Source organism: Butyricicoccus sp. AF35-5AC (assembly GCF_003477715.1).
GTDB lineage: Bacteria > Bacillota > Clostridia > Oscillospirales > Butyricicoccaceae > Agathobaculum > Agathobaculum butyriciproducens.
Map to the genome: position 1 here is coordinate 1 of NZ_QUDX01000016.1, position 14,393 is coordinate 14,393.

The window sequence follows — 14,393 nt, forward strand, 5'->3', positions numbered from 1 at the left end:
TAACGGCGCATGAAGCCAACCTGTACGAGGTGCTTGCCGCCGGCCATCTCGGCCTCAACGATCTCCTTGCCGTCCGCAGCGGTGTTTGCCAGCGGCTTCTCGGAGAATACCGGCTTGCCGGCCTTGATAGCTGCCAGAACCGGACCCTTGTGGAACTGACCCGGGGTGGTAACTACAACAGCGTTTACGTCCGGATCGTTGATTGCTTCGTTGAAATCGGTGTAAACCTTGGTGCCGGCACCGGCGATCTCAGCGCCCTTCTTTGCGCCTTCTTCAAATACGTCACATACGGCCACAACCTGTGCGCCGCGGATGCGGTTCTGGATACGCTCGATGTGCTCACGGCCGATCATGCCGCAGCCGATCAGTGCAATGTTCAGATTTTCCATGATGAATTCCTCCTAAAAAGTGATAAATTCGTGTTGTGCAGTTGCCTGCGTTATTTATGGTTTGTTTTGCTGCACGCGGCTTGCTCGAAGTTTTGCGTGCACTGCTCATTTCTGAGGTCAAGGTGATTATACATCCGCGTTCACGAGAACGCAAGAGGAAATTTCAAATTTCGTAAAAAAATTTTGCTTTCCGGCGGTGAGGATAATTCACCGCCGGAAAGCGAGGGATCAATGCACAAAGAGTGCAACAAGGGACAAATTAAGCTGCGATGCCGAGAGGAGAGAACAGGATATAGATCGCAACAGCGATAATCAGACCAACGATGGAAACTACATGACGGTACTTCCACGGGGTCAGATCAACTGCGCCGACGTCGTGAATCTCATATTCCTCACCCGGACGATACTTGTTCAGGTACCACATGATGAGCAGCTCGATCGGGAACAGAACAGCCATTGCGTACAGATAGTGGATCGGGTTGGACGAACCGGGATAGCACGGCTTGATCAGCAGGAAGGCGCCGTAGCATACAACGTGGAACACGGTGATTACCTTCGGCATATACTTCGGGATGCGCTTGAACATGAAGATGCCGAGGATGGTGCACAGTACCGGCAGGGATACGAACTGGCTCATAGAGTTCAGGAAGGTGGTAATGCCGCCGGCGTACATAACGAACGGAGAGATGACGATTGCTACACAGCCTGCGATGGTGCCGTAGATCTTGCCGACCTTGACGCACTTGGTGTCAGAAGCCTGCGGGTTGATGGACGAACGGTACAGGTCAAGGGTGAACATGGTGGACGCGGAGTTCAGCACGGAGTTGAACGAGGAGAGGATCGCACCGAACATGACCGCGGCGAAAAAGCCCATGACCGGCTTCGGAACGATCTCAGCGATCAGTGCCGGATAAGCAAAGTCGATTGCAGAGGAACCGGCAGCGGTCAGCTTGTCCTGAATGGACGGCAGGTAGAATGCGATAACGCCCGGAATAACGAGGTACAGAGGGCCGAGGCACTTGAGGAAGCCGCAGAAGATAGCGCCCTTCTGACCTTCCTTCAAGCTCTTTGCTGCGAGGGAACGCTGTACGAAGGACTGGTTGGTGCACCACCAGTACAGGTTGTTGAAGAACATACCGGTGATGATCAGCGGCCACGGAACTTCCGGTTCCGGTGCATTCCATGCGTTGATTGCGTTCATTTTGGCCGGATCTGCCTCTACCATGTACTTGATGCCGTCGAAAATGCCATGACCGCCAGTTGCTGCAGACAGTGCCGCGAAGCCGAGGAAGGGGATCATCAGACCGCCGATAATCAGACCGACGCCGTTGATGGTATCAGATACTGCAACTGCTTTCAGGCCGCCGAAAATCGCGTAGCAGCCGCCGATGATGCCGATAATGATGCACAGGATGGCAACAGCCATGAACTTGCTGGTGCCGAGGATGCCGGAAATGTCGAAGATCTGCTCAAATACGACTGCACCGGAGTACAGGATGACCGGCAGGTTGAGGATGGAGTACATGATGACGATTACGAGCGAGAACATCGTTTTGGTGCCCTTGCCGTAGCGTGCTTCCATCAGAGAAGGAATAGTCATGGCGCCCATTTTGAGGTATTTTGGCAGGAAGTAATACGCCAGAACCAGCAGCGTAAACATCGAGCCGACCTCCCATGCGATCGGGCCCATATTGGTTTTCCAGCTTTGACCGTTCAGACCGACGAGCTGCTCGGCGGAGAGGTTGGTCAGCAGCAGAGAACCGGCGATTACCACACCGGGCAATCCGCGACCGGCGAGGAAGTAGCCCTCAGCTGTGTCGAGCTGCTCATCGCGGGTTTTCCAAGCGGAAATGACCGCAACAAGCACCGTGAACAGCAGGAAGGAGATGCCTGTCCAGGCGAGTGAGGAGAAGAATGACATTGTGTTACCCCCTATAAGTAAGATATAGTCTGTGGCGTTCTCGTGAACGCACTTTTTGAAAAATAATTCCCCGTCGAAAATGCACTTGAATCATGGGTGATGTTCACTGCGTTTTCAGGGGATTTATTTCGTTGTCTATAGGTTATCACGATATCCTGCGCGTTTCAAGTCTTAAGAATGATATTCTGAATGATTCGGTGAACGCAACAAAAACACGGATGGTTTTTTGTGCGAAAAGACATTTATTTTCGTGAGTATGCGTGCAAAGGTGTGCATTATGTTGGTGAAACTGCACGAAAAATAGACGATTTGTTTGTAAATAAGCCGTACAAAAGCGGAAACGCGTAAATTTAAACAGGGATACACGCAAAAAATAGTTGCAAGATGCGTGCATTGTGCTATACTGTAAATAAAGAAAAAAGAATGTGGTGAGGAAACACCGCACAATGAAAGCTACGGTGCTTTCTATCATAGAATAAGGAGGAAAAAACATGGCTGTAACCGCACAGCAGATCGCGGAGCTGGCAGGTGTATCCCGCGGTACGGTAGACCGTGCGCTGCACAATCGAGGGCGCGTAAACCCAGAAGTAGCAGCGAAAATCCATAAAATTGCAGCAGAATTAGGGTATAAGCCCAACCTGATCGGACAGGCGCTGGTCAAATCCCGCAGGGAGTTCAAGCTGGGGGCGATCCTGCAATCCGTCGAGACGCCGACGATACAGATCGTGCGTGCAGGCGTGCAGCGTGCCGCAGAGGAGCTTGCCGCCTCGGGCGTGGAACTGATCATGCGCGAAAACCGTGGTCTGGATACCGAAATGGTACTCGAACACATTGAAGAGCTGGTTTCACAGGGCGTGCAGGGACTGGCTATCGCGCCGAACAACTCGCCGGAGATTCGCCAGTGCATCGATGAACTGTACGAACAGGGCATTCCGGTCATCACACTCAACTCGGATGCACCGGGCAGCAGGCGTCTTGCGTTCATTGGTATGGACAACTACCGCGCCGGACAGACCGCCGCAGGCTTGCTTCGGTTGATGCTGCCCGAGGGCGGCAAGGTGCTTCCGCTGGCGGGACACTTGAATAATACCGCACATAATAACCGATTAAACGGATTTATGGATACCATTAATGGCGAAACAGGAAACGAAATTGAACTGTTAGCATTTCAGCCATGTTTCGACCGGGATGACTATGCTCACGAGATTACGCAGCACGCATTGCGTGCAAATCCTGACCTGACCGGCATTTACGTTGCGTCCAACGGACAGGCCGGTGCGTGCGCAGCTGTAGAAGAAGAAGGCCGAAAGGGCAAGGTCAAGGTCGTTGCATTCGACCTCAACCCGATGAATATGAAGCTGCTCCAGTCAGATAGCTTGAGTTTTGTGCTCGATCAGAAGGCATTCGAGCAGGGCTACCGGCCGCCGTTCCTGCTGTTTGATTACCTGCAGAACAAAAAAGCACCGGAAAAAGAACTGCTTTATACGGATATTGCAATCAAAACCAAGTTTAACAGCGATAAACCTGTGGGAATGGAATAAGAAAGAACCGCACATTGTGCGGTTCTTTCTTATTAGCGTTGAGCGTGAAGAGCAAAGATGCAAATCAGCGTTTATCCTGCATTAAACTGGTGCAGATAGCCGTTATATTGGCGTTTTGAAGTGTATCTGCAAAACTTTTCGCTGCTGCCGGAGATATCGTTTCCACCTGATTGAGCACAACGATATCCGCTGAGTGTTCTGCAATAATGCCTTGCGCGGCCAGCTCCGGCGTGACAATACCGCTCATGTGTGCACCGGTGCGTGCACAGAACAATTCCGGTCGGTGTACGGTTTGTTCGACCGGCTTTCCAAACCCGGATGCGCCCACGACGCACACGGTTTTGCGTGTATTCTCAGGTATGACCGGCTCATGCGAGGCGTGTGCCTTGAGCGGCAGCCGCTTGGAGCCGTCGGCCTCCACAATCACATAGTCAGCGGCGTCCGCGAGCACGGAAAAGGGAAGTGCCGGCGCGGTCAGCTTGCCCTCAGCGGCAGGCGTGCCCATGCAGATCACGCGGTGAAGCGCAAGTGCGCGGCGGACCTGTTCGATGTCATCCGTCACCAACAGGGGAATGCCCGCAAACGGCAAAATGTGCGTGGAAGTCGTCAAAATCACCGTTCCGGATAATTCTTCGGCCAGTATACGCAGTAAAGTTGTTTTTCCGCCGCTGCCGATCACGGCGGTTATGCCTTTTATCATGTGTAATTGTTCACATATTTTCATAAATCCACCTAATACAGCCATGTTTACCGTAGGGCGGGATGACCTCATCCCGCCGTTGTAAATTATCTGCATGTTGTTATATGCGGCGGGAGGTCACCCCGTCCTGCAGCCATGCTTTTATAATAGTATTATATCATGTCTGCCACACAGAAAAAATATTGACTTCACTCGACCGATACGCTATAATCATCGGTAGCAATCGTTATAGTTTGCAAAATACAACGAAGATAAACGGAGGAAAACGCCATGTTAGTCGTGATACGCGGTGCGGGAGACATTGCCACGGGGATTGCCTTGCGGCTGTACCGCGCAGGCATTCGTCTGGTGCTGACAGACCTGCCGCAGCCAACGTCGATCCGCCGCACGGTATGCTTTTCGGAAGCGATTCGATTGGGCGAAACAGTCGTTGAGGGCGTGCATGCACGCCGAGCCGATACCGCAGCCGAAGCGGCAGCACTGACCGAACAGGGCATCATTGCTGTGCTGGCCGATCCGGCGGCAGGCTGTGTGCAGGAACTGCACCCTGATGCCCTGGTGGACGCGATTCTGGCGAAGAAAAACCTCGGTACGCACATCACGGATGCGCCGATCGTCATTGCGGTCGGTCCGGGCTTTACGGCCGGCGTGGACTGTCACGCGACAGTTGAGACCATGCGCGGGCATACACTCGGACGGGTGCTGTATACGGGTTCGCCGCTGCCGAATACGGGCGTTCCCGGTGTGATAGGCGGCCATGCGGCAGAGCGCGTTCTGCGTGCCCCGGCAGACGGTTTATTCGAGCCGTGCCATGAAATTGGCGATCTGGTTGAGGAGGGAGACACCATCGCGTACGTTGCGGGAAAACCCATGAAAACCACCATCAGCGGCTGTCTGCGCGGTCTGCTGCAGGCTGGCGTACCTGTACATGAGGGTATGAAATCTGGTGACGTTGATCCGCGCGGCAAGCGTGAAAACTGCGATACCGCATCCGATAAGGCGCTTGCGGTCGGCGGCGGTGTGCTCGAAGCGCTGCTTCACTTTTCCAACGTATTTCATTAAAGTGTTATAAAATAAGTGAGAAAACGCAATGAAAAACAACCATTTTGCAAGATTTGCAGCAGCGGCTCTGTCACTGGCAATGCTGGCAGGCTGCGGCGGCGGTACGCAGAACACGGACAGCAGCGCGGCGGGCACGAGCTCTGCAGATCCGGTAGAACTGACCGTATTTGCGGCGGCCTCCATGACCGAGACCCTGAACCGGATCGCAGAGGACTACAAGGCGGTTGACCCGAACGTCACCCTGACGTTCAACTTTGCCTCCTCCGGCGACCTGCTCACCCAGATCAAGGAGGGCGCGGACTGCGACGTATTCATCTCCGCAGCGCCCAAGCAGATGAACGCACTCGACGGCTCGCTCATCGAGGACACCGACAAGAACCCGGACGGTCTGGACGAGCTGCTGGACGGCACCCGCATCGACCTGCTCGAGAACAAGGTAACACTGGCTGTGCCGGAGGGCAACCCGAAGGGAATCAAGAGCTTTGACGATCTTGCAGAGAAGCTGAAGAGCGGTGACGTGCTGCTTGCCATCGGCAACAGCGATGTACCGGTCGGTCAGTATACCCAGAAGATTTTCAGCTGCTACAAGCTGGATGAGAAGGCGCTGGCTTCCTCCGGCGTGCTGACCTACGGCTCGAACGTTAAGGAAGTTACCACGCAGGTAAGCGAAGGCGCGGTGGACTGCGGCATTATCTACGCAACCGACGCATTCTCGGCAGGTCTCGACACGGTTGACGAGGCAACTGCTGATATGTGCGGTCAGGTCATCTATCCGGCAGCCGTGCTCAAGAACAGCACGCACGCAGACGAGGCGAAGGCGTTCCTTGACTATCTGACCACCGATGAAGCAGGCAAGGTATTCGAGAGCGTAGGCTTTACCACGTTGGCATAATCTGATACAATAGAAAGGCGAGGGAGCAATCTCTCGCCTTTATTTGCAAAAGGAGACGATTATGGACTGGTATCCATTATATAACTCGCTGCGTATCGCACTTATTTCCACGGTTATCATCTTCTTCGCGGGGATTGCGGCGGCCTATTACGTTGCGCGTCTGCCGCGTGTGCTCAAAGGCGTGCTGGATGTGCTGTTCACGCTGCCGCTCGTGCTGCCGCCTACGGTGGTCGGCTATCTGCTGCTGCGCGTGCTCGGACCGAAAAGAGCCGTCGGCGCATGGGCGCTCGCGCATTTTAATCTCAAGCTGACCATGGTCTGGTGGTCGGCGATTTTCGCAACCGCCGTTGTCATTTTCCCGCTTATGTACCGCACAGCGCGCGGCGCATTCGAGAGCTTTGACGAAACGCTTGCCGACGCAGGCCGCACGCTCGGCCGCTCGAACACCTGGATTTTCTGGCGGGTGCGCATGCCCTGCTGCAGGCAGGGTATCCTTGCGGGAACGGTGCTCGCGTTCGCGCGTGCACTCGGCGAGTACGGCGCAACATCCATGGTGGCGGGCTACACGCCCGGACGCACGGCAACGATTTCGACGACGGTCTATCAGCTGTGGCGCACGAATGATGACGCGCTGGCGTTCAAGTGGGTCGTGGTGAACCTTGCCATCTCGGCGGTGGTGCTGCTGGCGGTCAATTTGCTCGAAAAGCGGGAGAGAGGAGTGCGTAAGGCATGGCGCTGATCGTTAATATCGAGAAAACGCTCGGTGATTTTCACCTGAAAGTGAACTTCACTGCCGAGCGGGAAGTGATGGCGCTGCTCGGCGCCTCCGGCTGCGGCAAGAGCATGACGCTGGGGTGCATCGCGGGCATCGTGAGACCGGATAAGGGTCATATTGAGTTGAACGGGCGCGTCCTGTTCGACAGCGAAAAGAAAATCGACCTGCCGCCGCAAAAGCGAAAAGTCGGCTGCCTGTTTCAGCAGTACGCGCTGTTTCCGCACATGACGGTCGAGCAGAACATCCGCGCAGGCGCGCACGCCCGTCCGAAAAACGAGCGGGAACAGGCGGTGCGGGAGGTCCTGCACGCGTTCCGACTCGAAGGACTGGAGAACAACCGTCCGAGTCAGCTTTCCGGCGGACAGCAGCAGCGGTGCGCGCTGGCGCGCATTCTGGTCGGGCAGCCCGAGCTTGTGCTGCTCGATGAGCCGTTTTCCGCGCTGGATGCGTACCTGAAATGGCAGGTGGAACTGGAGCTTTCGGACATCCTGAAAAATCTTTCGTGCGGTACGCTGTTCGTCACGCACAACCGCGATGAGGTCTACCGCCTGTGCGATACGGTATGCGTGCTGAATAAGGGAAAATCCGACCCGAAGGAGACGGTCAAGGAACTGTTCCGCGCACCGGCAACCATGGGTGCTGCACTGATTTCCGGCTGCAAGAATGTCTCTGCCGCCGAGGTAAAACAGGATGGGACCCTGTTCTGCAAGGACTGGAACGTAACGCTCAAAACCGCGCTGCATGTGCCGAAGGATACCGCTTATGTCGGGATTCGTGCGCATTACTTTACCACAGATGGCGCGGAGAACGCCATTCCGTGTACGGTGGAGCGCGTAGTCGAGAACCCGTTTTCGACCGTGGTCATGCTGCAGACGACAGGCGCAGGCAGGCTGCGGTGGGAGCTGGATAAGGCGGTCTGGGAGACGCTTTCCGGCACGGAAAAGCTGACGCTGTACGTCCGCCCAGAGGACGTCATGCCGCTGACGGAGTGAGCAAAATGCTGGATAATCAAGGAAGAAACATCCGCTATCTGCGGCTGTCGGTGACCGACCGATGCAACCTTCGGTGCCGGTACTGTATGCCCGCTGAGGGCGTGTGCAAGCGGGAGCACAGCGAAATGCTGTCGTTCGAGGAGCTGACCGAGATCGTGCGGACGGCAGTTTCGCTCGGTGTCAGCAAGGTGCGGCTGACCGGCGGAGAGCCGCTTGTGCGGCGCGGCATCGTGGACTTGTGCCGCAGTCTGCGTGCCATCAATGGTGTGCGGGAGCTCACCATGACGACTAACGGCGCACTCCTGCCACAGTACGCCGCAGAGCTGAAACAAGCAGGGGTTGACCGGCTGAATATCAGTCTGGATACCTTAAATAAGGATAAATTTGCGTCGCTGACGCGCGGCGGCTCGCTCGCGGATACGCTGGCCGGTCTGGACGCGGCGCGGCACGCCGGATTCCGCGGCACAAAGCTGAATGCCGTGCTGCTCGGCGGCGTAAACGAGGATGAGATTCCGGCACTGGCGCAGCTGGCGCAGGACGGAGAATTTGAGGTGCGCTTTATTGAACTCATGCCGATCGGTGAGTGCGCGGACTGGCCGCGTGAGCGGTTTCTCTCTGCGGATGCGGTGCTGCACGCCCTGCCGGAACTGCAGCGTCTGCCGAATGAAGGCGTTGCGGAATTGTACCGAATGCCCGGCTGGAAGGGGAAAATCGGTCTGATTCGCCCGATGAGCCACCGTTTTTGCGCGGACTGCGACCGTATTCGCGTTACCGCAGACGGCAGACTGAAACCGTGCCTGCACTCGGCACAGGAGATTCCGCTGCGCGGTCTGCACGGTGAAAACCTTGAACGCGCACTGCGCGAGGGTATGTTCGGGAAACCGGTCAGCCACCATATGCAATCCGGGCAGCCGAGTGAAAGCCGGAGAGGTATGAGTCAGATCGGAGGATAAATAATGGAAAATTGGGAATTGAGATATCGCGCAGAGCGCGATAATTAAGGCAATCATTTTCCATTCTCAATTTTCAATTAGCGAATGGGAGGCACTATGTCAAAAGTAACAGCAGTTTGTATTAGTGAACATAAAGGAACAAAAAAGCACCCGGTGGAGCGTATCACAGTGAAAGAAAACCACGGCATCGTCGGTGACGCGCACGCAGGCAGCTGGCACCGCCAGATCAGCCTTTTGGCGCAGGAGAGCGTGGACGAAATGCGCCGAACCGGTCTGACGCTCCATGCGGGCGACTTTGCGGAGAACATCCTCACCGAAGGGATTGACCTCAAGCATTTACCGGTCGGTACGGTGCTCCGCGTGGGAAAAACGCGTCTGCAGGTGACCCAGATCGGCAAGGAATGCCATAATGACTGTGAAATCCGCCGTCTGACGGGCAAATGCGTCATGCCGACCGACGGCATTTTTGCCATTGTGCTGACGGGCGGCACGATCACCGCCGGTGACGAGATCGAGGAGGAAAAGCCATGAAATGTATCAAAACCGAGGACGCGGTCGGCCATGTTCTGTGCCACGACATGACGCAGATCATCCCGGGTGTGAGCAAGGGGCCGCGCTTCCGCAAGGGCCACATCGTCACCGCGGAGGACATTCCGGTGCTGCTTTCGATGGGCAAGGAGCAGCTTTACGTCTGGGAGCTGCAGCCGGGTTTTCTGCACGAGAATGATGCGGCAGAGCGGCTGTGTGCGCTCTGTCAGAACACCAATATGCGCAAAAGCGATACCAAAGAGGGAAAAATCGAGATTTCTTCAGACATTGACGGCGTTTTTCTGGTCGATACCGAACGACTGAATGCGGTGAACAGCATTGACGAAATCATGATTGCCACGAGGCGTGGCAACGGCATCGTCCATCCGGGCGACAAACTGTGCGGCACGCGCGTCATCCCACTCGTGATCGAGGAGGAGAAGCTGCGGCAGGCCGAGCAGGCGGCGGGCGGCACGCCGATTCTGGAAGTCCGCCCGTTTACGCTGAAAACAGCAGCCGTTGTCACTACCGGCAGCGAGGTCGCAAAGGGCCGTATTCCGGACAGCTTTACGCCGGTTGTAGAACGAAAGCTGGCTGCACTCGGCATCAGAATGACCGAGCACGTTCTGGTCGAGGACGGCATGGAGAACGTTGCGGCGGCCATCGAGCAGATGAAAAACAAGCCGGTCGATATGATTCTGTGCACCGGCGGCATGAGTGTTGACCCGGACGATTCCACGCCGGGTGCGATCAAACAGAGCGGCGCGGATATCGTCACCTACGGCGCGCCGGTGCTCCCGGGTGCCATGTTCCTGTTGGGCTATTACGCGGACGGCCGTCCGGTGATGGGTCTGCCCGGATGCGTCATGTACGCCAAGGCCACCATTTTTGATCTGGTGCTGCCGCGCATCGCGGCGGGCGTGCGGCTGACCAGGCGCGATTTTGTTACGCTTGGAGAAGGCGGTCTGTGTCTCGGCTGTGAGGTCTGCACTTACCCGCACTGCGGCTTCGGAGGTGTGTGATATGTCGTGTTCCGTAGGGGCGAACAGTGTTCGCCCACTGACCGCTAAAGTTATTACAGTAAGCGACCGGTCGTTTTGCGGTGAGCGGGAGGATTTGAGCGGCCCTGCCGTCAAGAATCTGCTCGAGCGGGCAGGCTACGTGGTCGGTGCGGTCGAGGTGCTGCCGGACGAGCAGCCGCGTATCGAGTCCGCGCTCATCCGTGCCGCCGACGAGGAGAAGCTCGCACTCATCGTCACCACCGGCGGCACCGGCTTTGCACCGCGCGATGTAACGCCGGAGGCGACCATCAAGGTCTGCGAAAAGCTCGCACCGGGTATCCCGGAGGCCATGCGGGCGGCATCCATGCAGATTACGCCGAAGGCGTGTCTGTCGCGCGCGGCAGCGGGCATTCGCGGCACGAGCTTGATCATCAATCTGCCGGGCAGTCCCAAGGGTGCGTGCGAAAACCTGCAGGCCGTGCTCGAAACCATTGAGCATGGGATTTATATCCTGCAGGGCGGGAAAGAATAATGGAGAATTGAAAATGGAGGATGGAGAATGAAATGTCAGATTTCAGTTTCTGCTCCGAATAGAAAACACCCCGAACCTGTGGTTCGGGGTGAGGCTGTCGCGAAACTACAGTTTCGCCGACAAGCAGGAACGGACCGTGGGCCGTTCCAAAGTCGTCCGAAAGTTCCTATACAGAAACTTTCTCCCTCCAGAAGTTCAAAAATGGTGATACATGCTCCCCCTTTTTGAGCATTTGCAGAGCAAATGCTATTTTATGCGCGCTGCCGCGCGAAATACTGAAAACTGCTGACTATACGACTTTTTCGACAGATTGACACCCCGAACCTGTGGTTCGGGGTGTTTTTTGATTAGGTTCAATTTTAAAAGAAAACGGTCAACCACCGCGTTAATTTTCCATTCTCAATTCTCCATCCCCAATTTTCAATTTACTCCAAATAGATCGAAAACTCCTGTTTCTCGGTAACATACCCGACGGTTTTCGCCTCCGGCACGCTCTGCTGCAGTTCATCCAGACAGCCTTGCGCGTCCTGCTCCGGCAGGGCAAACAGCAGACCGCCGCTGGTCTGCGGGTCGTAAAACAAATCCTGCAGGGTGCGCGAAACTTCACCCTTGACACATACGCCGGCTTCCGCATACTGCCGGTTGCGGTACGCGCCTGCCGGAATCAGTCCCATCTCTGCCAGCGGGTATGCCTCTGCATGATAGGGTACGTCGTCCGAGCGAAGGTGCACGGAAACGCCGCTGCCCTGTGCCATCTCAAAGCTGTGGCCGAGCAGCGAAAAACCGGTGACATCCGTGCAGCTGTGCACCGGATATTTCACCATCACGTCACGCGCGGACTTGTTGAGCGCAGCCATCTGGCGGTAGATGCGGTCAAGCACGGACTTTTCAACCAGATCCGCTTTTGCTGCTGTGGTCAGCACGCCAACGCCGAGCGGCTTGGTCAGAATCAGCACATCACCCGGCTTTGCACCGCTGTTGGTGAGCACCTTTTTCGGATGCACGAAGCCAGAAACCGCCAGTCCGTAAATCGGCTCGGCACCCTGAATGGTGTGGCCGCCCGTGATGATCGCGCCGGCCTCGTAGGCCTTGTCGTAGCCGCCGCGCAGGATTTCCTGCACTGCATGATTGTCCATGCTCTGCGCCAGACACATGATGTTGAGCGCGAGCTTGGGCTCACCACCCATGGCGTACACGTCGCTGAGCGCGTTGGCAGCCGCAATCTGTCCGTACAGGAACGGATCATCCACGATGGGCGGGAAGAAGTCGGTCGTCTGCACGAGCGCGGTGTTCTCGTCAAGCACATACACGCTTGCGTCATCGCTCTTGTCATAGCCGACGATCAAACGCGGGTCGGTATGCGTGCGAAAGCCTTCAAGCAGGTGTACGAGCGTTCCGGCGCCGACTTTTGCGCCGCAGCCGGCGCAGCCTGCAAGTTTGGTCAGCTTTACTTCGGTCTCCATCGAAAAATCTCTCCGTTTCCGTGATTTACTCTTTTTATTATTGTACCAAAATCCGTGCAGATTAGCAACCTTCATTCGCCTTGCATAGACTGGATGGGAGGGGATGCCATGGCGACCGTCAGCCTTTGCATGATCGTACGCAATGAGGAGAAGGTGCTCACGCGGTGTCTGGACAGCGTGCGCGGCATTGCGGATGAAATTTGCATCACGGACACCGGCTCGACCGACAAAACGCGGGAAATTGCCCAAAAATACGGCACTGTGCAGGTGTTCCCGTGGTGCGATGATTTCTCTGCCGCACGCAATTTTTCGTTTGCGCAGGCGCGCATGGACTATACGCTGTGGCTGGATGCGGACGATGTGCTTCTGCCGTCCGACCGTCAGAGATTGCTTGCGCTCAAAGCGGAGCTGGACGGCACGGCTGATGTCGTCATGCTGCCGTACCACACCGGTTTTGATGAGCAGGGCAGACCGACTTTTTTCTGTTACCGTGAGCGGCTGCTCAAAACGTCCGCACACTTCCGATGGCAGGGTGCGGTGCACGAGTGCATTGTGCCGCGCGGGAATATCCGGTACGGAGACGCGGCGGTGACACACCGCAAGCCGCCGTGCGCGTACTCCGACCGCAACCTGAAAATCTACGAAAACCTGCTCGCTAAGGGGGAAAAGCTGGATGCACGCGGCAGCTATTATTACGCGCGCGAGCTGCTGGCGCATAAACGGTACGCACAGGCGGTCGAAGCGTTTGAAGCCTTCCTTGCGATGCCGGACGGCTGGACGGAGAACAAAATAGATGCGTGCCTTGGTCTGTCGCAGGCGCTGACCGCCCTCGGAGAGCGCGAGCAGGCAAAGCGGGCACTGACCCGCTCGTTTGCACTGGAGGTGCCGCGCAGTGCCGTGTGCTGTGCGCTTGCAGCCCTCGAATATGCGGATAACCGCGCAAGACAGGCGGTGTTCTGGTACGAAACCGCCATTCGAGCCGCAAGCACAGCACCGCACGGCTTTATTGATGTGAACGCCTGTGCTTATGCGCCGGCACTCGGCTTGTGTGTCTGCTGGGACAAATTGGGAGACCCAAAGCAAGCCTGTGCCTGGAACGAAAGGGCAGCACTTGTGCGTCCGCAGTCGGCGGCGGTGGCGTACAACCGACGGTATTTTGCCGCGCAGGGTCTCACCGCAAAGCCGCCTTCGGCATAGATTGAACTGCCGGAGATTTCCGGCAAATCGGAAGGAAGGGAAGAACGACATGAACGATCGACAGGACTGCTGCGGCAACTGGGAACGCCCGAGCGAACGCTGGCAGGAGCGCGTGTGCGATGCGGTGATGGGCAACGGCCGACCGGATGCGATGGGACCTCCCGGACCTCCCGGACCTCCCGGTCCTCCGGGTCCGCGCGGACCGCGAGGAGAAAGGGGACCGATGGGGCCAATGGGGCCGAGAGGCATTCCGGGGCCTCCGGGACCGCCGGGCTTCCCGGGACCCATCGGCCCAACCGGCCCGACCGGCCCCACAGGTGAAGCAGGCGCAGTTGGCCCAACCGGCCCGATCGGCCCCGCAGGTGAAGCGGGTGCAGTCGGCGCGACCGGCCCGACCGGCCCTGCAGGTGAAGCAGGCGCAGTTGGCCCAACCGGCCCGACCGGCCC

15 protein-coding genes are annotated in these 14,393 nt (G+C 56.8%); 11 read left to right on the top strand and 4 right to left on the bottom strand.

Features of this window, described 5'->3' with window-relative positions; translation table 11 throughout:
- Both DWZ82_RS13540 and DWZ82_RS13545 read right to left on the bottom strand, forming a co-directional pair.
- Positions 1–389 (bottom strand): Gfo/Idh/MocA family protein (locus tag DWZ82_RS13540; RefSeq protein WP_147356945.1); only part of this gene is annotated, 389 nt, incomplete at its 3' end.
- Between the two features lie 259 nt (positions 390–648).
- A complete protein-coding gene (locus DWZ82_RS13545; protein WP_118481245.1) occupies positions 649–2,310 on the bottom strand; it encodes a solute:sodium symporter family transporter in 1,662 nt (553 codons plus the stop codon).
- A 491-nt stretch (positions 2,311–2,801) separates the two neighbouring features.
- On the opposite strand from DWZ82_RS13545, the gene DWZ82_RS13550 reads away from it, so the two are divergent.
- Positions 2,802–3,851, top strand: coding sequence for a LacI family DNA-binding transcriptional regulator (locus DWZ82_RS13550; protein ID WP_118481246.1), 1,050 nt, complete (start codon positions 2,802–2,804; stop codon positions 3,849–3,851).
- 64 nt (positions 3,852–3,915) lie between these two features.
- On the opposite strand, the gene yqeC is transcribed toward DWZ82_RS13550, so the two are convergent.
- Positions 3,916–4,551, bottom strand: a complete 636-nt coding sequence (gene yqeC, locus DWZ82_RS13555) for a selenium cofactor biosynthesis protein YqeC (RefSeq protein ID WP_199667508.1) — start codon at positions 4,549–4,551, stop codon at positions 3,916–3,918.
- A gap of 270 nt (positions 4,552–4,821) precedes the next feature.
- Here yqeC and yqeB point away from each other — a divergent pair, with 270 nt between their 5' ends.
- The 8 genes from yqeB to DWZ82_RS13595 all read left to right on the top strand — a co-directional run bounded on the left by yqeB (position 4,822) and on the right by DWZ82_RS13595 (position 11,286).
- A complete protein-coding gene (gene yqeB, locus DWZ82_RS13560) occupies positions 4,822–5,613 on the top strand; it encodes a selenium-dependent molybdenum cofactor biosynthesis protein YqeB (RefSeq protein WP_118481248.1) in 792 nt (263 codons plus the stop codon).
- 28 nt (positions 5,614–5,641) lie between these two features.
- Positions 5,642–6,505, top strand: a complete 864-nt coding sequence (modA, locus tag DWZ82_RS13565) for a molybdate ABC transporter substrate-binding protein (RefSeq protein WP_118481249.1) — start codon at positions 5,642–5,644, stop codon at positions 6,503–6,505.
- Positions 6,506–6,566: 61 nt separating this feature from the next.
- On the top strand, positions 6,567–7,244 hold the full coding sequence (gene modB, locus DWZ82_RS13570) for a molybdate ABC transporter permease subunit (protein WP_118481250.1): 678 nt from the start codon (positions 6,567–6,569) through the stop codon (positions 7,242–7,244).
- Entirely contained in the window at positions 7,235–8,272 is a 1,038-nt protein-coding gene (locus tag DWZ82_RS13575) for a sulfate/molybdate ABC transporter ATP-binding protein (protein ID WP_118481251.1), read from the top strand. The genes modB and DWZ82_RS13575 overlap by 10 nt, the downstream gene beginning before the upstream one ends.
- Positions 8,273–8,277: 5 nt before the next feature.
- On the top strand, positions 8,278–9,225 hold the full coding sequence (gene moaA, locus DWZ82_RS13580) for a GTP 3',8-cyclase MoaA (RefSeq protein WP_118481252.1): 948 nt from the start codon (positions 8,278–8,280) through the stop codon (positions 9,223–9,225).
- 96 nt (positions 9,226–9,321) lie between these two features.
- Positions 9,322–9,756 (top strand): MOSC domain-containing protein, encoded by a 435-nt coding sequence (locus DWZ82_RS13585; RefSeq protein ID WP_118481253.1) that lies wholly within the window; start codon positions 9,322–9,324, stop codon positions 9,754–9,756.
- Positions 9,753–10,775 (top strand): molybdopterin-binding protein, encoded by a 1,023-nt coding sequence (locus DWZ82_RS13590; protein WP_118481254.1) that lies wholly within the window; start codon positions 9,753–9,755, stop codon positions 10,773–10,775. Before DWZ82_RS13585 ends, DWZ82_RS13590 begins: the two co-directional genes overlap by 4 nt.
- Before the next feature lies 1 nt (position 10,776).
- The gene (locus tag DWZ82_RS13595; protein WP_118481255.1) at positions 10,777–11,286 is read left to right on the top strand and encodes a MogA/MoaB family molybdenum cofactor biosynthesis protein; all 510 of its coding nucleotides are present in this window, start codon (positions 10,777–10,779) and stop codon (positions 11,284–11,286) included.
- A 425-nt stretch (positions 11,287–11,711) separates the two neighbouring features.
- Here DWZ82_RS13595 and selD read toward each other — a convergent pair whose 3' ends face one another.
- On the bottom strand, positions 11,712–12,749 hold the full coding sequence (gene selD, locus DWZ82_RS13600) for a selenide, water dikinase SelD (protein ID WP_118481256.1): 1,038 nt from the start codon (positions 12,747–12,749) through the stop codon (positions 11,712–11,714).
- Positions 12,750–12,857: 108 nt separating this feature from the next.
- On the opposite strand from selD, the gene DWZ82_RS13605 reads away from it, so the two are divergent.
- Positions 12,858–13,946 (top strand): tetratricopeptide repeat-containing glycosyltransferase family 2 protein, encoded by a 1,089-nt coding sequence (locus DWZ82_RS13605; RefSeq protein WP_118481257.1) that lies wholly within the window; start codon positions 12,858–12,860, stop codon positions 13,944–13,946.
- 223 nt (positions 13,947–14,169) lie between these two features.
- A partial coding sequence (locus tag DWZ82_RS13610) for a collagen-like triple helix repeat-containing protein (protein WP_442861241.1) occupies positions 14,170–14,393 on the top strand: 224 nt, incomplete at its 3' end.